The 18685-nt window shown below is 60.0% G+C and carries 17 protein-coding genes, 1 tRNA gene and 1 pseudogene; 5 read left to right on the forward strand and 14 right to left on the reverse strand.

What is annotated here, in order from left to right; all coding sequences use genetic code 11:
• Positions 1 to 376: 376 nt before the first annotated feature.
• The 6 genes from JQ611_RS12165 to JQ611_RS12190 form a co-directional block, all read right to left on the reverse strand.
• Positions 377 to 763 (reverse strand): VOC family protein, encoded by a 387-nt coding sequence (locus tag JQ611_RS12165; RefSeq protein WP_212264683.1) that lies wholly within the window; start codon positions 761 to 763, stop codon positions 377 to 379.
• Between the two features lie 178 nt (positions 764 to 941).
• Positions 942 to 3809 (reverse strand): valine--tRNA ligase, encoded by a 2868-nt coding sequence (locus JQ611_RS12170; protein WP_212465553.1) that lies wholly within the window; start codon positions 3807 to 3809, stop codon positions 942 to 944.
• 236 nt (positions 3810 to 4045) lie between these two features.
• A complete protein-coding gene (locus JQ611_RS12175) occupies positions 4046 to 4798 on the reverse strand; it encodes a PopZ family protein (RefSeq protein WP_212264687.1) in 753 nt (250 codons plus the stop codon).
• A gap of 387 nt (positions 4799 to 5185) precedes the next feature.
• On the reverse strand, positions 5186 to 6604 hold the full coding sequence (locus JQ611_RS12180) for a TolC family outer membrane protein (protein ID WP_212465665.1): 1419 nt from the start codon (positions 6602 to 6604) through the stop codon (positions 5186 to 5188).
• Between the two features lie 285 nt (positions 6605 to 6889).
• Positions 6890 to 7474 carry a protein-L-isoaspartate O-methyltransferase gene (locus JQ611_RS12185; protein WP_212264690.1) on the reverse strand — a complete coding sequence of 195 codons (585 nt, stop codon included), beginning with the start codon at positions 7472 to 7474 and terminating at the stop codon, positions 6890 to 6892.
• Positions 7475 to 7611: 137 nt separating this feature from the next.
• Positions 7612 to 7791: a hypothetical protein gene (locus JQ611_RS12190; RefSeq protein ID WP_212465554.1), complete on the reverse strand. Its 180-nt coding sequence runs from the start codon at positions 7789 to 7791 to the stop codon at positions 7612 to 7614.
• 270 nt (positions 7792 to 8061) lie between these two features.
• On the opposite strand from JQ611_RS12190, the gene JQ611_RS12195 reads away from it, so the two are divergent.
• Positions 8062 to 8136: transfer RNA gene (locus JQ611_RS12195), tRNA-Asn, on the forward strand.
• 335 nt (positions 8137 to 8471) lie between these two features.
• Here the strand turns inward: JQ611_RS12195 and JQ611_RS12200 are convergent.
• Entirely contained in the window at positions 8472 to 8819 is a 348-nt protein-coding gene (locus tag JQ611_RS12200; RefSeq protein ID WP_212465555.1) for a hypothetical protein, read from the reverse strand.
• Positions 8820 to 9531: 712 nt separating this feature from the next.
• Between JQ611_RS12200 and JQ611_RS12205 the strand changes: the two genes are divergently transcribed.
• Positions 9532 to 10782, forward strand: coding sequence for a hypothetical protein (locus tag JQ611_RS12205; RefSeq protein WP_212465556.1), 1251 nt, complete (start codon positions 9532 to 9534; stop codon positions 10780 to 10782).
• A 114-nt stretch (positions 10783 to 10896) separates the two neighbouring features.
• On the opposite strand, the gene JQ611_RS12210 is transcribed toward JQ611_RS12205, so the two are convergent.
• Positions 10897 to 11961 carry a hypothetical protein gene (locus tag JQ611_RS12210; protein WP_212465557.1) on the reverse strand — a complete coding sequence of 355 codons (1065 nt, stop codon included), beginning with the start codon at positions 11959 to 11961 and terminating at the stop codon, positions 10897 to 10899.
• 277 nt (positions 11962 to 12238) lie between these two features.
• Between JQ611_RS12210 and JQ611_RS12215 the strand changes: the two are divergent.
• From JQ611_RS12215 to JQ611_RS12225, 3 genes and pseudogenes are all read left to right on the forward strand, one after another.
• Positions 12239 to 12385: pseudogene (locus JQ611_RS12215) on the forward strand (IS3 family transposase); the annotation flags it as partial.
• Positions 12386 to 12724: 339 nt separating this feature from the next.
• Positions 12725 to 13051, forward strand: coding sequence for a DUF3303 domain-containing protein (locus JQ611_RS12220; protein ID WP_212214966.1), 327 nt, complete (start codon positions 12725 to 12727; stop codon positions 13049 to 13051).
• A 171-nt stretch (positions 13052 to 13222) separates the two neighbouring features.
• On the forward strand, positions 13223 to 13807 hold the full coding sequence (locus tag JQ611_RS12225; protein WP_212465558.1) for an ATP-dependent Clp protease proteolytic subunit: 585 nt from the start codon (positions 13223 to 13225) through the stop codon (positions 13805 to 13807).
• 325 nt (positions 13808 to 14132) lie between these two features.
• Here the strand turns inward: JQ611_RS12225 and JQ611_RS12230 are convergent, their stop codons facing one another.
• From JQ611_RS12230 to JQ611_RS12255, 6 genes are all read right to left on the reverse strand, one after another.
• Positions 14133 to 14336: a cold-shock protein gene (locus JQ611_RS12230; RefSeq protein WP_212465559.1), complete on the reverse strand. Its 204-nt coding sequence runs from the start codon at positions 14334 to 14336 to the stop codon at positions 14133 to 14135.
• Positions 14337 to 14400: 64 nt separating this feature from the next.
• Complete coding sequence (locus JQ611_RS12235; protein ID WP_212465560.1) at positions 14401 to 14805, reverse strand: hypothetical protein; 405 nt, start codon at positions 14803 to 14805, stop codon at positions 14401 to 14403.
• A 918-nt stretch (positions 14806 to 15723) separates the two neighbouring features.
• Complete coding sequence (locus tag JQ611_RS12240) at positions 15724 to 16203, reverse strand: hypothetical protein (RefSeq protein WP_212465561.1); 480 nt, start codon at positions 16201 to 16203, stop codon at positions 15724 to 15726.
• A gap of 2 nt (positions 16204 to 16205) precedes the next feature.
• Positions 16206 to 16775: a hypothetical protein gene (locus tag JQ611_RS12245; protein WP_212465562.1), complete on the reverse strand. Its 570-nt coding sequence runs from the start codon at positions 16773 to 16775 to the stop codon at positions 16206 to 16208.
• A gap of 92 nt (positions 16776 to 16867) precedes the next feature.
• On the reverse strand, positions 16868 to 17563 hold the full coding sequence (locus JQ611_RS12250; RefSeq protein ID WP_212465563.1) for a hypothetical protein: 696 nt from the start codon (positions 17561 to 17563) through the stop codon (positions 16868 to 16870).
• Between the two features lie 774 nt (positions 17564 to 18337).
• Positions 18338 to 18607, reverse strand: coding sequence for a helix-turn-helix transcriptional regulator (locus JQ611_RS12255; protein WP_312011939.1), 270 nt, complete (start codon positions 18605 to 18607; stop codon positions 18338 to 18340).
• Positions 18608 to 18685 lie beyond the last annotated feature (78 nt).

An 18685-nucleotide genomic window follows, 5' to 3' on the forward strand; every position in this document is an offset into this window, starting at 1 on the left:
ACCCAGCCTTCCCTGCGCAATGGCTTTACGGCTTATGACGCGCTCTCCCCGGTGAGACGGCCTCTATTGCCACCGTCGCCCCTCGGAAGCGTTAGCTCCCGCAGGACTTAACGCCGTTACGGGCGCCAGGACCACACGCTTTCGCCGTACGCTTCAGCCGCGACCGTCAATCGTAACTGTTACGTCCATCGCAACCCGCCCCTCGTCGTGACGACGGCCGACGCCCCTCTGAGTGGGACGGGATAACGCAAACTCGTAGAGATGATTTGCCCGACGGCGAAAGCGAAATATTTTTTATTTCGGGGCTTGACACAATTTCTGACAATCAGAAGTGATTTGCCCGTCGTGTCAGTTTGTCGCGGCGGTATCTCGCTTTTCACACCGCGTGATGGCACACGGCCTCGATGCGGTTGCCGTCGGGATCGCGCAGGAACGCCGCGTAATAGGACGCGTGATAGTCGCGCAGTCCCGGCGGTCCGTCGTCGGTGCCGCCGGCGGCGATGCCGGCGTCCCAGAAGGCGTCGACCTTGGTCTGCCATCGTGCCTTGAAGCACCAGTGGCGGCCAAAAGCGTCGTCCGGTTTCGGGCCCTTGCGGATGGTGAGATAAACCCGGTCCGGATACGCCGGGCGCGCCCGCTCACCATAGCCGAGCCAGTCGTCGCGACGGCCGACCTTGACGATTCCGAGCGCTTTCATGATCGCGTCGTAGAACCGCTCGGCGGCGGCGATGTCGGAGACCGTGATGGAGACGTGGTCCAGCATGGATGGCTCTGCGAGTTGGAACGCATTCCGCCTGAGTGACAATCATGGCCGCATGGTTCGAGACGCGCGGCGCTGCCGCGCTCCTCACCATGAGGGTCAAAGATCTCATCGTGAGCTAGCAGACCTCATCCTGAGGAGCATCGCAAAGCGATGCGTCTCGAAGGATGAAGCCATCGCCCTAAACCGCGTTCTTCAGCCGCTCCAGCGCTTCGAGAGTTTTTTCTTTCCGCGCCACGGCCGCCTCGCGCTTCTCTTTTTCTTCCTCGACGATCTCTTCGGGCGCATTGGCGACGAATTTCTCGTTGCCGAGCTTGGCGTCGACGCGCTTGATGTCGGCGTCGGCCTTGGCGATTTCCTTGTCGAGCCGGGCTTTCTCGGCCGCCAGATCGATCACGCCCTTGAGCGGCAGCGCCACGACTTCGCCGCGCACCAGTAATTGCACCGCGCCTTCCGGCGGGTGGTCGGCGAACGAAATCTCGCCAAGCCGCGCCATGCGCTTGACCGTGTCGCTCCAGCGCTGCGCACGATCCCTGGTCTCGGCGGATGCACCCGCCAGCACCAGCGGCGTCAACGTGGCCGGCGCAATATTCATTTCCGCGCGCACCGAGCGGATCGCCGTGACGAGATCGACCACCCAACCGATTTCGGCTTCCGCTGCGGGATCGCTGAAATCGCCGGCATCAAGGGCGGCCATGATCGGCGGGATCAGCGCATCGTTCGGGCCCGCCAAGGCCATCGATGCGAGTTGATCCGCCGTCGCCGCCCCCGCCTTGCGCGGCCATTCCGCCAGCACCAGCAGGCCGTCACGCGCCGCAGTCACTGCCCACAATTCCTCGGTGATGAAGGGCATGAACGGATGCAGCAACTTCAGAATTTCATCGCGCGCCCAGGCGACCATGGCGCGGGTTTCGGTTTTCGCCGCGCCCTCCTCGCCCAGCAACATCGGTTTTGCGAGTTCGATGTACCAGTCGCAATAGACGTTCCAGACGAAGCGATAGATCGCGTTGGCTGCGTCGTTGAAGCGATAGGCCTCGATCGCCTCGGTGACCTCGCGGGTGGCGCGCGAGGTCTCGTGCGCGATCCAGCGGTTCAGGGTTTCCTTGGCGCTCGTGTGATCAAAACCCGCCGGCATGACGCAGCCATTCATCTCGGCAAAGCGGCAGGAATTCCACAGCTTGGTTGCGAAATTGCGATTAGTTTCAACGAGTTGCGGCGATAACTTGATGTCATGGCTGTGCGCGGCGCCGCGTGCCAGCGCAAAGCGCAGTGCGTCGGCGCCATAGTCGTCGATGACGCCCAGGGGATCGATGACGTTGCCTTTCGACTTCGACATCTTCGCGCCCTTCTCGTCGCGAACCAGGCGGTGGATGTAGACGGTCGAGAACGGCGCTTCCTCCTTGAAGTGAAGGCCCATCATCATCATCCGCGCGACCCAGAAGAAGATGATGTCCCAACCCGTCACCAGCACGTTGGTCGGATAGTAACGCGCGACCTCCGGTGTTTCCTCCGGCCAGCCCAGCGTCGAGAACGGCCACAGCGCCGACGAGAACCAGGTGTCGAGCACGTCTTCATCGCGCGTGATGAAGCCTTCGCGTTTGGCGGAATCCTCCGCCATCGCCTGCCCCTGCTCCGGCGTGATGACTTCCTGTTCGACGTAATAGCCGAGCGCGTTGCCGACGGCTTCCTCTTCGGTCTCGGCGACGAACACCTTGCCGTCAGGGCCGTACCAGGCCGGAATCTGGTGGCCCCACCAGAGCTGGCGGGAAATGCACCAGGGCTGGATGTTCTCCATCCATTCGAAATAGGTCTTTTCCCAGTTCTTCGGGACGAACGCGGTCGCGCCGCCACGCACCGCCGCGATCGCCGGCTGCGCCATCGTCTTGGCGTCGACATACCATTGATCGGTGAGATACGGCTCGATAACGACGCCGGAGCGATCGCCGTGCGGCACCGCGTGGGTGTTGGGCTCGATCTTTTCGAGGAAGCCGAATTCCTCCAGACGCGTGACGATCCGCTTGCGCGCGGCGAAGCGATCGACATGGTGGAATTCTTCCGCGAATTGGGACGCGCCTTCCGGCAAGCCGCGCAGATAGTCCTCATTGTCGACGAGGGCCATGCAGCCCTCCTGATCGAGCACGCTGATCTGCGGCAGACCGTGGCGCTTGCCGACTTCGAAGTCGTTGAAGTCGTGCGCCGGCGTGATCTTGACCGCGCCCGAACCCTTCTCGGGATCGGCATAGTCGTCGCCGACGATCGGGATGCGGCGGCCGACCAACGGCAGGATGACGTGCTGGCCGATCAGATGCCCGAGCCGTTCGTTGTCCGGATGCACGGCCACCGCCGTGTCGCCCAGCATCGTCTCCGGCCGCGTGGTCGCGACCACGATGAAGGTCGTGGGATCGTCAGGGCTGAAAGTTTTGCCCTCGATCGGATAGCGCAGATACCAGAGACTGCCCTTGACCTCGACCTGCTGCACTTCGAGATCGGAGATCGCGGTAAGCAGCTTCGGGTCCCAGTTGACCAGCCGCTTGTCCTTGTAGATCAGCTTTTCGCGGTACAACTCGACGAACACTTTGGCGACCGCGCGAGAGAGGCCCTCGTCCATCGTAAAACGTTCGCGCGACCAGTCGCAGGAGGCGCCGAGCCGCTTCAGCTGGTTGACGATGACGCCGCCGCTTTCCGCCTTCCACTGCCAGACGCGCTCGAGGAATTTCGCGCGCCCCATGTCGCGGCGGCCTGGCTCCTGCCGCTCCATCAATTGCCGCTCGACCACCATTTGCGTGGCGATACCAGCATGATCGGTGCCGGGCTGCCACAGCACGTCACGGCCGCGCATCCGCTCGAAGCGGCAGAGGATGTCCTGCAAGGTGTTGTTGAGCGCATGGCCCATGTGCAACGAGCCGGTGACGTTCGGCGGCGGGATCACGATCGTGAAGGGCTCGGCGTCGCGCCGCTCGGGGCGGCCGGCTTTGAACGCGCCGCTCTCCTCCCAGATGGCCGACATGCGGCTTTCGATATCGGCGGGCTGGTAGTTTTTCTCGATCATGACAATGCAATTGGGGTCTTGAGGAAGCGATAGCGTTTTCGGGCGAATTTTGGATCGGTTCGCGCCAGGAAAACGCGTTCAAAACAACAGACTAGCGCCCGACTCTGAAGCAATCAGGAACCTTACGGGCCCCTAGAAAGCCGCCGGAAGGCATCGAGTCAACCGGACCTGTACGCCGAAAGCGCGATAAAGCCCAATGGTGGTGGCTGAATAAGGGCCAAACGGCTGCAGGCTGGTTAACGCCCGCGCGAAACCCGCTCGATTTCGGCTTTGACGAGCTTCTCCACCAAGCCCGGGAGATTGTCGTCGAGCCAGGATTTCAGCATCGGCCGCAGCATTTCCTTGACCAGATCTTCCAGCGTCCGGGCGTTGTTGCTGAGCACCGTGTTGGCCAGCGAATTGAAAGCGGATTCGACCGCGGACACCGTCGAGCGCGACAATATCTGCTGCGCCGGCGAAGCTGCGGCGGCGCTTTCAAACGGCGGCGGTTCATAGGCCGGCTGCCGGTGCAGCGCCTTGGCGGCGGCGGTCTCGGTGAACTCGATGTCGTCCTGCGGCTCGATCTTGTGGAATGAGGATGCAGCCGGCTGCGGATCCGGCACCGCCATCTCATCGGTGAGCTCGAATACGTCGGCCTCGGGCTGCGCCGGCCGGATGTCGGCCTCCGGCGTCGCCGCGTCGAGGCTTGCCAGCATCGCGTCGATGTCGTCCTGGTTGTTGCTGGCGGCGGGCTCCGGCGCAGGCGGCGGTGGCGCGGGCTTGGGCGCGGCGGCCGGTTTGGGCGCGATCGCCGACGGCGGAATATCCTTCATCGCCGTCGGCTTGGCGGCCGGAGGCTCGGGTTTCGCTGATGGCGGCGGGCTTGCGGGCTTCTCGGCGGCAGCCGGCTTTGCATCAGCAGGTTTGGCTTCGTCGTCAGCGATGATGCGACGGATCGACGCCAGAATCTCCTCCATCGAGGGCTCTTGGACCTTTGCAGGTTGCGTCATCGCCGACTCCACATCGAAACCATTTTACACCAAGCCACTCGGGATTTGCCGGTTCCGGATATGCAGGCCGGGATTTTCATCGCGCAAGCCAGACTTGTCCCCAGATCAACCCCACACGATGCATCGCGCGGGGTTCCGCTCCCCAAAAGCAACCCGGCTCGCGGCCTGTAGACGTAAAAGGTGTGCGAATCGCCCTGCTGCCTCCAAGAAAGTTATGTCACGGCAACAAGTGATTGCAACAACACACCCGGCGTACTTCCCGTCGGGTGGTGAATCATTCCGGCCGAATGACGTTGTCATCCCCCGAATGACGTTGTCATCCCCGGGTGACGCTTGTGATCCCGGGGGTGACGCTTGTCATCCCGCACGCATGCGGGTGGCGGGATATCAGCGGCCGTCGGGGGTGCGAACGCCGGCCCAGCTGTCGCGCACCTGATGATAATGCACGCTCGGATCATAGGTCGTGGTCGGCAGCTTGAGCACGATCGGTGACAAACGCCCGATCGTGTTGAGCACCGAGTAGGACGCGACGACGCGGTCGTGCTGGGCGGTGACCAGCGCGACGCGCGCGTTGACCAGCGCCTGCTGCGCGTTCAAGACGTCGAGCGTGGTGCGCTGTCCGGCCTTGGCTTCCTCGCGCACGCCGTTGAGCGCGATCTCGGACGCCGTCACCTGCGCCTGTGCCGACTGCACTTGCGCCTTGCCGGCCACCAGCTGTCCCCAGGCCGTGACGACGTTGGCGCGGGCCTGATCCCGCTGCTGTTCGAGAGTGAGGCGCTGCTGCGCCAGGGTTTCCTTGGATTGGCGGATCAACGAATATTCGGCGCCGCCATTGTAGATCGGGACATTGAGCTGCGCGACAGCCGACGCCCCGAACGACCTGTAGGCTGTCATGGTCTGTTCGTAGGACTGCTGCACCGATGCCACCAGGTTCACGGTCGGCAACAATGCGCCCTCGTTGACCTTGACCTGGAGGTAGCTGACGTCGATGCCGAACATCGCCGCGGTAACATTCGGATTTTGCGTCAGGCCGAGTTCGACGGCGCCGGGCAGCGTGCCCGGCAAATAGCGATCGACCGGCGAACCCGGGGCCAGCGCTACCGGCTCATTGCCGATGATGCGGCGGAAGTTCGAACGCGTCGTGTTCAGGTTGGACTCGGCGGTGAGTTGCTGGGTCCTGCCGGCGGCCAGTTGTGCTTCCGATTGCGCGACGTCGGTGCGGGTCACTTCGCCGACATTGAAGCGGTCCTTGGTCTGCTTCAGCGTCTGTTCGAGCACGCGAACGTTGCTCTTCTGAACCTCGACGATCGCGGAGTCGCGCAGATAGTCCATGTAGATCGTGGCCGCCGACAGCAGCACGGTCTGCTCCAGCGCCCGCAAGGCTTCGCGCGCGCCGGAAACCTGGCTTTCAGCGGCGCGGGTGCGGTTGGCGGTCTGCTGGCCGTTGAACACGTTCTGCGTGACGGTAGCGCCGACGCTGCGCGGCGCGTTGGTGCCGTGAGTTTGCTGAGAAACCACGACGGGGGCACCCGCAGCGTTGAGACCGCCAGAATTGAAAAGCGTGTCGGTATATTGATAACCGGCGCTGGCGGTGACGGCGACCCTCGGGCGATAGCCCGACAACGCCTGTGGCACGTTTTCGTCGGTGAAGCGCACCTGGGCGCGCTGCGCGTTTAACTGTGGGTTGTTCTGATAGGCGCGCACCAGCGCGGCCTCGATCGTATCGGCCAGAGCGGGCGTCGGGCCCATCAAAGTTAACAGAAGGACCGAAGCCGCAGCTCCGGTGAAAACCTTCACCCCACGCATCAATGGTGATCCAATCATTTAGTTCGCCGGCCAAAACAACAACCGGACGCCGCTTCGTCGAAGTGAGTCCCGGCTCACCTTATTCCGCACCGGGGCTCGACGGAACCACCCAGCAAGCGAAACCGGTCGAAACTCTTCACGTGGGGCAAACGGGCCACACTTCTGATTCAGAACGGGATTTTAACAGCCTGAACGGGGCGTCTTTTTGTTTTGACGCGTTTTCCTGGCGCGAACCGGGTTCCACCCCGGATCAAGTCCGGGGCAGGCTTTCGCTCGAAAACGCTTCTAGAAAACGAACGCTGGAAGCCGTTCCATGCCCGGCAGCACCGGCACGGCGGCGTCGAACAGCGCCCGGTTCCCGAAATCGCCATGGGAACGCGTCACGATGGTAGCCCGCTGCGGCTGCGACATCGCGAAAACGCCCACCAGCCGGCCGCCGTCCCGGAGTTGCCCATAGAGCTTTTGCGGCACGACCTCGGTCGCGCCGTTCAGGACGATGACGTCGAAGGGCGCCTTGGCGGGATCCCCGTCGGCGCCTGTCGCGCTATGGACCTGCCTGGCAAATTGGCCAATCACGGCAGCGGCGTATCCGCTGGCGCAGCCCACCACCAGAACATTGTCGGTTTCCTTGATCTCGGCGGCCTGCAGCATCTTCGCCAGCACCGCCGGCTGGATCAGGAACTGCTTTTCCGAACCGGCCTCGCCGACCTCGAGATCGAGGTCCAGATAAGCCAGGGCGCGTTTGTTTTCGGGGACAAAGGTCTCGCGCGGCACCGCCAGCATGGCGTCGATGATGCGGATATCGGTGACGTCGCTGGGACGCACCTGACCATCGACCATTTTCTGGCGCGCGGTCGAAAAACCGGACATTGGCGAAGACCCTGAAAGCAAGCGGCGTTGCCGCCGGGAGAGCTGAAACCGGGGTCATCTTTGGTACAAGCTCCGGCAAAACGCAACACGCCGGGCGCGCGCGCCAAAGGGCGCGGGATTCCGAAGATAAAGGCGGCCTACTCGATCGTGACCGCAAGCCGGCCGATCAGCTGCGCGACCTCGTCCAGATGCTCGGAATCATGTTCCACAAGCGCTTGCGCCAGCCGGAACAGGCATTCGTCATCGCTGAGATCGGGAATATCGCTCGGCACGATCGACGGCACGGCTCTCGTCAGGTCGTCGGCACTGGCTGACATCGATTCGGCTCCCGTGAAACCCGGCAGTTTCAAAGCTCGGATCGGATTGAGTCAAATTGGCGGCTTGCGCCATGCTCCGCGCGGATGCCGGGTTTGCACCGGTGCGTTGCCGATTATGTCCCGCGCCGGACCGGGAATGGCGGCAAATCGTTGAGCCGCCGGGGATTTCCGGTCCCGTACACCATGGCGCCGGGGATGGACATTTGGTCCTTTGCAAGCCCGAAAGGCTTTGTTATACGCTCCCGGCTCGCGAACATTTGTTTCGCCTATTCCTCGGTAGCTCAGCGGTAGAGCATTCGACTGTTAATCGAATGGTCGCTGGTTCGAATCCAGCCCGGGGAGCCAGCAAATTCAATTGTTTCTCAGGTTTCGACGCGGCGCCCGACAGGCGCCTTCTGCATCGGGGCCACTTCAAGGGCCACTTGAGAATCCTGCGACCTGAGCGACAACGTACTTGTTCCTCAGGAGCTATCCGGTCGAATCGGAGCACCCCCGATCGGGCGGCTAGAGCAGCGGATGCGGTGCCTACATGCTGCCGATCAGGCCGATCAGTGCAGTCTTTCGCGTTACGTCACCCGTAGCTGCAGTCCGCCGATCCAAAGTGACGTTCGATCCCGAGCGGCACGCTGCGGATTTTTTTTCCCCATCGACGCGGCTGTTCAATTAGGGATCCGATTTGCTCAGCCGTTACCTGCCGGCTCGGCAAAAGACAGTGCTAGCCGCAAAAATTCTTCGCGGTCAAATTCAACTTCACCGAATGTACCACGCAAGACCAGCGGACAGGTCGCGGCTGCCTTGAATGCGGCTTCATTGATCAGCCTATATTCGCGGCCGTGCAGATTCATCGTAAGGCCGGATAACGCTTGAAGACGGTAGCTGATAGCGACCAGATCAGCGGTGCTTACTTCCTTGGAAAGTGCATCGACGATTGAAATGGTGGCGTTCTCGAATCCACGGGGGCCATCCTCAGCCGCGCTGTTGGCGCGGGTCAGAAGATCGGCGCAAACTTCTCGTACTGGCTCGCCCATATGAGGTTCCTGCGAATCGGGATCACTCACGATGACACAATACAGGGTGCCAAAACCGAAGATTGGGGGGCTTGTCCCACCTATTCACAGGGTACTGCCACAAGCGCTGCTCGATGCGGAATCCGTCCATTATCATCGAACGACGCGGTTAAGCCTTGGTGCGCTTCTGGCGCGGCGCTGGAGTCGGTGCCGGCTCGTGCCGGCGCAGTGCCTTCAGCATGGCTGATACAGGCGAAACATCTTCGGCCCCGTCACGCTCGGCAAGCCAATGAAAATGAAAGAGCTGAGGTACTCCGAACTAGTTCGGCAAGATCAACCGAGCTGCGGTAACTTGCGGAGGCCGTTGGCAATCCGCCATTGCCGGTCGGTTGGAATGGGCGGCCTCAGTACAACCCGGTCCCCCGGCCCTGGGGCCGCCTATCCAAAAGGGCCGCCAACTGAGGCGGCCTTTACTTCGGCTTTTGGTCGATCGGCTGGGACCACGCCTCTGCTCAACGCCCCCGAACTGGCAGCGACCATAAGGCGCTGAAGAAGGGGCTCGCGCCAGCGCCAGGAATGATCGATGATCCGATCGCCAACCAGGAACGACCACGGATCTTCGATCTTGAGCTGAACGCCCTTGAGAGTGGTGACAGCGAATCGGAGCACAGGGAGAAACCGGGGCAGTGACAATCAGAACGCCTTATTCGACGTCGGGAGTTAGGGGACCCGTGTGAAATTCAAGTTGGCGATACTGACTGCGCTAGCCAAGCGCCCTGACGGCCGCGCGTCTCTTGACGACCTCAGGGGCGATGTCGAGGCACTCACTGCCGACGAAGATCAATCGGAAGAGATTGCCTCCGCGCTCGATGACATCGACATTTTTCAGTCGGGGCTGGTGAAACCGGAAGGCGACGGGCTACGAATTACCGACGCAGGCCGATCTGCGTTAAGGGCTTTGGGAGCCTCGAACGAGCCCTCATTTGATCTTCGCGCACCATCTCCCTCCCCTTCACTAAAAATGATCGATCATCTCGTCGGCACTGAGGAGCGTCTAAAAATTTTCGATCTCGATCGGCGGGACGATAAAATCGATGTCGACCCCGATAGGGTGGAAGAAACTGCAAATGCCGAGGATATTTCTTCGGTAAGTGCAATTCCTGCCGCCGCTCAAGAACCAGGCGGCCATTTGCCCCTTGAAAGTATTGCCCAGCCTATGGCTCCGGAAGTTGGTGCCGCCGATCTACAGAACAGCAATCCAACCCCGGTTCCTCAGGAAGAAACGCGGCGGCCGGGCGCACCCGCCTTTTTGGCGCGAAACTTTGATGCCGAGGCCAAGACGCCAGCGCTCGCGCCGCCTGAACGAAACAAGTTCAGTAAGCTAATCGCTGCGAGATTTCAGCGGGCTGAGGCCATCTGGCAACGTCATCTGGAGCGAGGCGGATCCACCGCAAAGGCGGCACGAAGGACCGGAAATGTCGGAGGCGTAGCCATTGCGCTCCTGACCCTGCTCGTGCTCGTGATGTGCGCTGGAGCAGTGATTGCCCTCACCCAGATCAGATCCCTGAAATCGGAAATCGCAACCCTCCAGCGCGAACTCTCGCCTCTCAGGGAACGCGCCGCCAGGGCGGATTTTTTGGAAAAAGCAAAGCAGAAGGCTGACCAACAAACGGAATCCCAAAACAAATCCGGTGCTGAAAAGAAGGCCGGGGCCGACCCTCGAACCGAGCAAGCTGCGCTCAATCTGACACCAGAAGAAATTCGACTGATCCGGGATTTTATCAAGCCCGCGCCGGCCGCGGGCACGCCTGCACCCGCGATCAAAGTCGGCGATGCGGTCGGCATCGCAACGATCCCGCTACCGTCCCCGCTCATGGAGAAGATTCCGAAATTGCTCGGAGCCAGGTTTACGACCCGCAATGGATCGATCATCATTTTGCGACGTGATAGCCGGCAGGCCGACCTTGTCTTGCCACCGAACTAGCTAAGCTGCGAACTCACAGGTGCACGGCCGGAAGCACCGGACCGCCTTGATGAAGCCAAGGCAATCGGCTGCTGGTTATTGCAGTGGGATGACCGGACCCGTGAAAGAACAGCTCTAGCGCGCGGGCGCGGGCGCCGGCGGCCGCGACGTCGGTGACGGTTTTGGCCTTTCGGCCCTCGGCTGGGCTGTGGCCTGTGGCGACGAGAGTGTCGGCACCGGCTGGCGCACCCCGGGAGCTGCTGGCCGTGGCGAAGGAGGCGTCGGCCGTGGCGGGGTCGCGGCTATTCTGGGCGGCGCATTCTGCTCGGAAGCCCGGGAAATGACGCTGGTCAATTGTTCCTGGATTCCCTTGATTTGCTCGGCTACGCTTGCATTGTCGCGCACCGCTTGCTCCTGGCTTGCCTTGAGTTGTTCGGAAAGCTGGGCAACGGCGCGGGTCAGTTGTTCCTGGCTCGCCCTGAATTGCTCGTTGAGCTTCGCATTGTCGCGGGCCATTAGGTCGCGACCGGCCTTGAGCTGCTCGATCTCCTTCCCCATGCTTGCAAGATCGCGCGCCATCGACTGGAGCAGCGGCGTCAACTCGGGCGGCAGGGCAGCGGCGGTCGGCGCGGCCTGGGCCGGCGGCGCCGGTTGTGAAGGAGCTGTCTTCGCGGCATCGCCGGGCGACCCCAACCAGGTGGCAAGGCCTGCGCCGATACCGGCCGCCAGCAGGACGCCGGCGATGCCACGTAACGCCCAACCGCCAAGCGAAATCCGGTTGTCCGAGACAGCCGGGCGAAACGTGTTGAAGCTCTTGGTCTGCGGATCCGACCGGGGGCTTGGGACTTCGTGCGACAGCCTGGAAGCCAGTTGATTTCCTGCATCCGATGGAGCGGCACCGGGGATTTGTTCAGCGAGTGCTTGACGAGCTATGCCGGGGATTTCGTTCCTGGCGTCGCGGGCGACGGGCGCGTCGTGTATCTTCTTTATCGAAATCCCAGGTTCGCGAGACGGTGCCTTTCCGAAATGCTCTATTGGCGTTTCGATGCCCCGCCGAAGATTGTCAGAAGCCTGCGCAACCTGTTCGCTGGCCCGCGCTGCGTCGTGGGGCTCCTCGTCAAAGAAAGTAGGTGGCGAGGCAGGCTCGCTCAGTATCTCCGCTACAGTATTGTGTAGCACCTGAAGTTTATCGGTACTCATTTGCTAACCCTCAGCCACAACTCGACCAAGCGGTGGATAGTCTCGGGCGACCGGGCAGATCGTCCTGTTTGCGGCGCCAGTTGTCAATATTCTGCAAGTTGGCGAGCGAGGCAAGTGAAGGACTCGCCCGGCTGGCCCGAAAAAGCATTAGGTTGCGGGAACGCGCAGCCAGGTCGGTTCTGCTGGAAAAGCGAAGCGGAGTTTTGGTTCGAGGGTCGGCTGCGGCCCTCACCCATAAACATCGAGCGCAAGGCCGCTGACCTTGCCCCACGGGCTTAAAGCCATCGGCTGCTGCCGCATGACCATGAGATACCAGACGACGCGGGCGGACGATGCCGGCCTTCGCCAACGCATGCGGGCGATCGCCCAGGAGCGGCGCCGCTTCGGCTATCGGCGCCTGCACGTCCTGCTCAAGCGGGAGGGCTAAACTCGCCGTAAAGCTTGCGGGCTCGCTCAGGTTTTGCCCGAATTCATGATGTCCGGGATTACCCCAAAAGGTCCACGCATGGGATTGAATATTCTTGTTAATGAATAGATCCGATGTGTTTGCTTTCGACTGACGGCTTCGGCGGTCCTTCTGAAGGCTGGCATTGTCTTCTGGAGCGGGAGTTGGAAGCTCCAGCATTCGCCAATCAGGTGGCGCTCTTAGAACCCGACATAGGGCCGCTGAAGCCAGCAGATTGTTATTGAGGCGACATCGCCGAACAAGTCGATATTGTGGGAACTTGGGCAATGCTGCCCGGTTCAGGGAGGAGGAAAACCTATGAAATATATGTGTGAGTATACGATCCGAACGGCAGGTCTTTCCTTTGATCAAAACATTGCGGGGGGCGAGGCGCTTCTAACCGCGTTCAGTAAGTGGAAGCCTGAAGAGGAAAAGGGGCTGACGATCCACGCGTTTGTTTCAGACCTCGCCGGAAGGGGCGGCTTTATTTTGGTTGAGACCAATGACCCGAAGGCCATCACCGCCTTCGCTGCGAAATACAACTATTGGAATGACGTTAAGATTACTCCTGTGCTCGATGTTGGCGAGGTGGTTCCGATATCAGCGAGTGCGCTTGATTGGGCGCGTAAAGCATCAAAGGGTTGATCGACGGCCGCTATAGTCCATTGAAGCGTCCCGATCCGGAGTAGTCGGGGCGCTTTATATGATTTGCACACACCACATACGCATTACCCCACGCCGTTCCCAAGGGCTTCGAGCACTTGCCGTCGCCCCCAGGCGCGGCTGGATGGGCCGTTATCGCGAGGAATAATGGGGATGCAAAAGTTGGGAGTTGCGGCTAGCTGGCTTGTGAGTGCGGGGCTCGTGCTGAGCGTGTCGATCGCGGCCGCCGCCGAGATAAAATCTTTGAATCTCAAAGACGATCGCGTCGAAATTTCCATCTCCGGCAATATTGCGCCGGGTGACGCTGACTTACTGAAGGCGCGCATCAAGGAGGCGAATGGTGCAGGTAAACTGGTGACCTCGCTGCGGTTGAACTCTGATGGCGGCAACTTGCTAGAAGCTGTCCGGATAGCAGACGCGGTCAAGTTTGCAAAAATGTCCACAAATGTAGGGCGGAGCGCAACGTGCGCCTCAGCTTGCTTTCTCATTTTCGCGGCAGGAGAAGAAAAATACGCAAACAATAGCGCCCGCATCGGAGTGCACGGCGCCTCCGATAAAGATGTCCGTTCCTCGAGAGCTGCAACCACGTCGATGGCAGACATTGCGAAGGCATTGGATGTTCCCTCGTCGATCATTCGTCGCATGGTGATCACGCCGCCGGGCGAAGTGGAATGGCTTAGTCTTGCAGATCTTCGATCGATGGGAACGAATGTCAGTCGCGCCGAGCCAGAGCGATAAAAGAGCCAGGTGACCGGCAACAGATGAACACGCTAACCGCTGCAGAAATGCTTACCGTTCCCCACCCTAGGCGCCGCTGCCGTAGCTGCGTGGATGACCAACGTCGTTTTTCCAATCCCGCCACAGCTTATCGAAGCAAATCAGCAAATGCCGACTGCGTCTAAATCGACAGGTCGTCAGGATTCGGCGTCATCGAGCGTTCAGACACCCAGCACACAAGACGACGTGACCGCCTATCAACGAGCCGCGAGGCTATCCTGAAGGCATGCCAGGTTCCGCCATTTGCGGAGCTAGCGCGTCGCCGCCTCAGTGGCGGCCTCTTTCGCTAACCGACTCTTAGGTTTTCCGCGGATGTTTTGCCGCGGTTTTCGGTTTCCTCGTAGCTAACCTTCGTGCCCTCGTTGAGGCTGCTTAAACCGGCTCGCTCCACAGCCGAGATGTGCACGAAGACATCCTTGCCGCCGTTGTCCGGCTGAATGAACCCATAACCCTTGGCCGAGTTGAACCACTTCACAGTACCAGTAGCCACGTCCGCACTCCCCTTTTGAAGCAATGGCGACAAACCTAGATTGGTTGTGGCGCGCTGCAAGAAACTAAGCAACCGCTGAAGGCGGCATCCGGTCCCGCGCCCGACGACGTCGGCCGCGCCGGTTTACGACAACTAGCCTAATCGGCGTCAACGCCTGCGGCGACACCGGCATGGCAACAGCGGCTTCCGTCGGCTGTTCGTTATCCGCCGTCACCTGGATCGGGGTTTCGACCGAAGCGAGAAACGCTCGACCGCCATCGGTGATTTGCCAGCCCGCATCATCGCGTAGGACGAATGATTGACTGAATATTTCGAGGCCTGGGGCGCGCGCAGCAAGGCGTTTTGTTCGGTCGGTCCAGTCCCGCCCGCTGGACATTAGAATGGCGACCGCGCGCGTGAGCTCGGCGAGTGAGGCGCGTCCGCCCGGATGACCGGCTAATACCTTCAATACTGTAATTTGAAAACTCACCACACGCCCCGAGACGCAACGGAAGTTTTGTAAGGAAAACAAAACCTATCTCGCGCTCTCCGCCAGGTCTGCCGAATTGTGAACATACACCTGACGGGCGAACACATTTGAGGTTGGTGTGCTCAGTGTGCAACACCGGTAGTATTACCAAGGTTTTCCCGAATCGTCTTTTCCGTAGGGGAACCGGCTGGTAGCTTTCGGATGCGTTCCCGCAGAGCGCGGGGTTTATAGATCACGCCTCCATCAACCCTAAAACGCCGGTGGCGGTTGGACGGTGCAGCCGATGATCCGCGATGATCGGGAAATCAACCGATATTTTGAAGTCGGCCTGCTTGTTGCCGCCGTCGCTGGGGTTGCCATGATGGTATATTGGGGCTTGACCTAGGCCGCCTCAGTCGTCGGCCTTCCGGTTCCAGGCTCGTACATTCGTAGGGCTGCTCAATCTTACTCCAACCACCATTGTGCTGGAGTCGTTTGCCCAGTTGTTAAGACCGCGCCTCAATGGGCCATGCCCGCCCTCACCCCGAACGTTCTCACACGCGGTTTCTGTGGCGCCGCAATCACAACGCAGGCAGTCACCGGCCGCAGCCCGCGTGAAATTCGCACGTCGTCCCTATGCACTTTGTGCCACATCTGGCTCGGTACTACCTCTAGGTTTTCCTGGATCTTCTTTTCCACGTCGGAGCCGGGCTGGACCACCAGCACGTAAGAATTTGAAGTTCGAAGATGCGGACTTGTCCCGGCGATGTTGGAGAGTGGCGCTGCTTCGCCCTTGGCGTCTCACCCATACCGCGCGCCTGTTGCCAGGAAATACGGCTGCCCGGAACGGGGTTCGTCCTTGCCGCATGGGAAGAAAGGACGTCTCACGAACCGCTACGGACTGATTTGCGCGGGTACGGCTATGGACACCCGAGCCTCTCAGAGGCCGGACAAAGCGAGCGCCTTGACCACGTTGTCCCGCCTTGAAGCGGCACGCCGCATATAGCGATCGACCCCCTTCAAGGTCCTCAGATGAGCCGAAGCCTTGAACGCTCCCTCTTCCGGCTCCGTCGAATTAATCGTGGCCGCGGTGGTTCGCTCCGGCAACTTACCACCTTCCATATCTGCGAAGACCTGAGCGCTGATGGCGACTGCCGCCGAACGCACCCTTTCAACCTCCAGTTGGGCTATGGCGAACAGGCGCGCTTGCTCAATGTCCATTGCGCCGCCCATCGAGTCTGCGACCTTACGGGCCAACCCCTCTACTCTTGCGGTCCGGGCATCGTCTGCCACTGGTGGCGCACTCAGGCCGTGGCGAAAGGCGTTCCGGCTTGCGCGGTACTTACCAGCAGCCGATTTCGGACCGGTACTTTTTTTCGCATTGGCGCGGTTGGCGGCGCGTTGGCGTTCGCTAGCCATGTTCAGCCTGCCTTTCGTTTAGAGTGTGCAAGACCGACCACCGGATGATCTGCAACAGCGCCCTTTGCGGCCCGCTGGTTCTTAGCCCACTTGTCCTGAACAAAGGCAAACATGGTCAGAGCCTTGTCGCGCCCCAAATCGCTCGAAGTGCGCAGTTGTTCAATTGCGGTAAGATTGTTCAAGCAGCGGCGTATCGCCTCGGCCTCCACGTCATATTCGCTCTTGCCATATTTTTGCAGGATCGCCCGTATTTCGGCCTTGGCGGTCGGCTCATCTCGAGACCAACTGTCAACAAGTTCGGCTGCTTCATCGCGCTCGCATGCATCAAGCTCGCGGAGGATGTCGAACAGCGCGTCACCGAAATGCTTTTTTACTCCTTGCGACGACGCGCGCTGAAAACGTCGGGCCAGCCAAACGCAGTAAGCAAATTCATCCGCGTAAATCTCTCCGATACTATCCGGCGGATTGAGTGCTTCTCGAACGGCGCGCTTCAGCTGCTCCAGTTCGGCTGGCGATTCTGTCGGCAATACATAGGGAGAAGCTTCTCGCAGCAGTCTAACCCGTTCTGGCATATGATGCTCCTATAGCGTTGGTCTGCAATGTCCCGCATGTTCAACCCGACTCAGGCGGTCTTGCTCTGATTAAGGCTCAATCAGTTGCACGTTTACACTCTCCTGCGAACGAGACCGGCGAGTCTAACCGGATGGGCGCGATTAAAACGCTGTACCTCGCGAAAGGTAAGTTGGTTTTTGGCCGCCTTGATCGCGCGGAGCTGACTGATTGCTTTGCTCATCAACGCGTTGTTACGCTCCTCGAGATTGAGCTCGGCTGCTAACATCTCGTCCGTTAAAACAGCCGCCGATCTTGCTGCTAACACCTCGGGGGGAGCAGATCCAAAACGGGTTGCCTGCATATACATTTTCATGGTCTCAATCCGGAGCGCCTTGATCCAGGCTTTTACCGTCTTGAAATCACGCCGGGGGCATCTCTTCCGCAGGTCGGTCTCCAAAATGCCCCCGAGGTTATGGAGCGATTGCGCAATCTCGCCTTCGTTCATCTCTTGACCTAGCACATGAAAAAATGCGGTCAGTGCCGACTCTTCATCGTAGGCTCTGCTCTCCGGATCGCACGTTGCGGCGGTACGTCGGGCGCGAAGAAAACCTTGGTTCCGCCGTATGCGCCATATGCATTTTGCAACTGTCAGAACCAGATGCTCTTCAATTGGACCATCAGGCGCCCATTCTTCGGCTACCTGAGTGTGTAGGAGCTGAAACTCCAACGGGTTCTCGCCGGGAAGGATTGCAGCCGTTGGTTGTTCGAAATCGTCTGCGTAGGCAGGCTTGTCCGTTTCGTTGTCCATTCCAAGACTCCGTTTGCCTAACAACAGGATATCTACGAATCACCTCTTCCTTACTAAGCTCGCCAGATGGCGTGTGGTTCCCTCTCGCGTGAGTGAGCGGGCGACTGGTAAGCGGAGGAAAAAGGCTAAGGCTACCGCACCCCCGGAAAGCGAACCGTTGGCTTGAAGCGTCAAAAGCAACTTGGGCAGCGGCCGAACTACCGAGCGGTTCGCGCTTAAAAATTCAATCGTTCGCTACGAGTCGTGTCAAGTCGCAGTAAAATAAACTGGCCTTCGTGAACCTGAACTTTCAACGCCGACCCGAGATTGCTCGTAAGCTGCTTCCGGTACCCGCGAATTCAAGCACCTGGTTTATCTAGAATATTTTTCATTCTTGCAGATCAGGACGGAAGCAAATTTAGACTGTCATACGCGGAGTTTGCGGTTTAAGGAAACGACCCGTTCCAAATTGTTCGCCACTGACGTGTTTTCGTTAGTTAGAATCGGTGTTCCGAGCACACCGCTTATAGTCGTTACATAGACTCAAGTTTGCAGCGGGATATTGATTTCGCGGTCGCAAGCATCTTCGTTTTGCTTGCGAGCATTGCAGGCTCGCCGTTCTCAACGGGCATCGCATGCATGCTGGCGCGTCGCGCGCCGAGCGCCGATACAAATCAAGATCAAGTGCGGTTTCAAGGAAGGCGGCGGCATACGCGCAAGATCTACTCTCTCTCGATTCGGGCACCGCCGTTATGTCAGTACCCCGCCAAAAGACCTTGAATATCGGGGAGTGGGTTACTTCCTGGATTTGTCTTTTGTTGGCTTTCGAAGCCGGACCCCGGGCCCACCGCCGTTCTCGTCGATGAAATCGACGCCAGCCGCTTCGATTGCTGCTCGCATTCTTTGCGCGGTGTCTTCGCGGCCGCCGACTTCGCCATCCGCCGACTCGAGTCGGGCGACTGTCGGTTCAGAGATCCCCGAGCGATTGGCCAAGTCGGCTTGTGACCAAGCGAGTAGCGCCCGAGCCGCCTTAATTTGCCTTGTCGTTACCAAACAGCCTCTCAATTTGATAGAATTTCTATTGACGAGCGAGCCCCATCAGCTTTAATAGAATTTCTATCAAAGCGGTTGCGAGCGACTCAG

This window comes from Bradyrhizobium sp. AUGA SZCCT0182 (assembly GCF_018130185.1).
Lineage (GTDB): Bacteria > Pseudomonadota > Alphaproteobacteria > Rhizobiales > Xanthobacteraceae > Bradyrhizobium.

Bases quoted from the DNA above. Each gene is read 5' to 3' on its own strand.
- JQ611_RS12165 (WP_212264683.1), bottom strand. From the start codon at position 763: ATGCTGGACCACGTCTCCATCACGGTCTCCGACATCGCCGCCGCCGAG.
- JQ611_RS12170 (WP_212465553.1), bottom strand. From the start codon at position 3,809: ATGATCGAGAAAAACTACCAGCCCGCCGATATCGAAAGCCGCATGTCG.
- JQ611_RS12175 (WP_212264687.1), bottom strand. From the start codon at position 4,798: ATGACGCAACCTGCAAAGGTCCAAGAGCCCTCGATGGAGGAGATTCTG.
- JQ611_RS12180 (WP_212465665.1), bottom strand. From the start codon at position 6,604: ATGCGTGGGGTGAAGGTTTTCACCGGAGCTGCGGCTTCGGTCCTTCTG.
- JQ611_RS12185 (WP_212264690.1), bottom strand. From the start codon at position 7,474: ATGTCCGGTTTTTCGACCGCGCGCCAGAAAATGGTCGATGGTCAGGTG.
- JQ611_RS12190 (WP_212465554.1), bottom strand. From the start codon at position 7,791: ATGTCAGCCAGTGCCGACGACCTGACGAGAGCCGTGCCGTCGATCGTG.
- JQ611_RS12200 (WP_212465555.1), bottom strand. From the start codon at position 8,819: ATGGGCGAGCCAGTACGAGAAGTTTGCGCCGATCTTCTGACCCGCGCC.
- JQ611_RS12210 (WP_212465557.1), bottom strand. From the start codon at position 11,961: ATGAGTACCGATAAACTTCAGGTGCTACACAATACTGTAGCGGAGATA.
- JQ611_RS12220 (WP_212214966.1), top strand. From the start codon at position 12,725: ATGAAATATATGTGTGAGTATACGATCCGAACGGCAGGTCTTTCCTTT.
- JQ611_RS12225 (WP_212465558.1), top strand. From the start codon at position 13,223: ATGCAAAAGTTGGGAGTTGCGGCTAGCTGGCTTGTGAGTGCGGGGCTC.
- JQ611_RS12240 (WP_212465561.1), bottom strand. From the start codon at position 16,203: ATGGCTAGCGAACGCCAACGCGCCGCCAACCGCGCCAATGCGAAAAAA.
- JQ611_RS12245 (WP_212465562.1), bottom strand. From the start codon at position 16,775: ATGCCAGAACGGGTTAGACTGCTGCGAGAAGCTTCTCCCTATGTATTG.
- JQ611_RS12250 (WP_212465563.1), bottom strand. From the start codon at position 17,563: ATGGACAACGAAACGGACAAGCCTGCCTACGCAGACGATTTCGAACAA.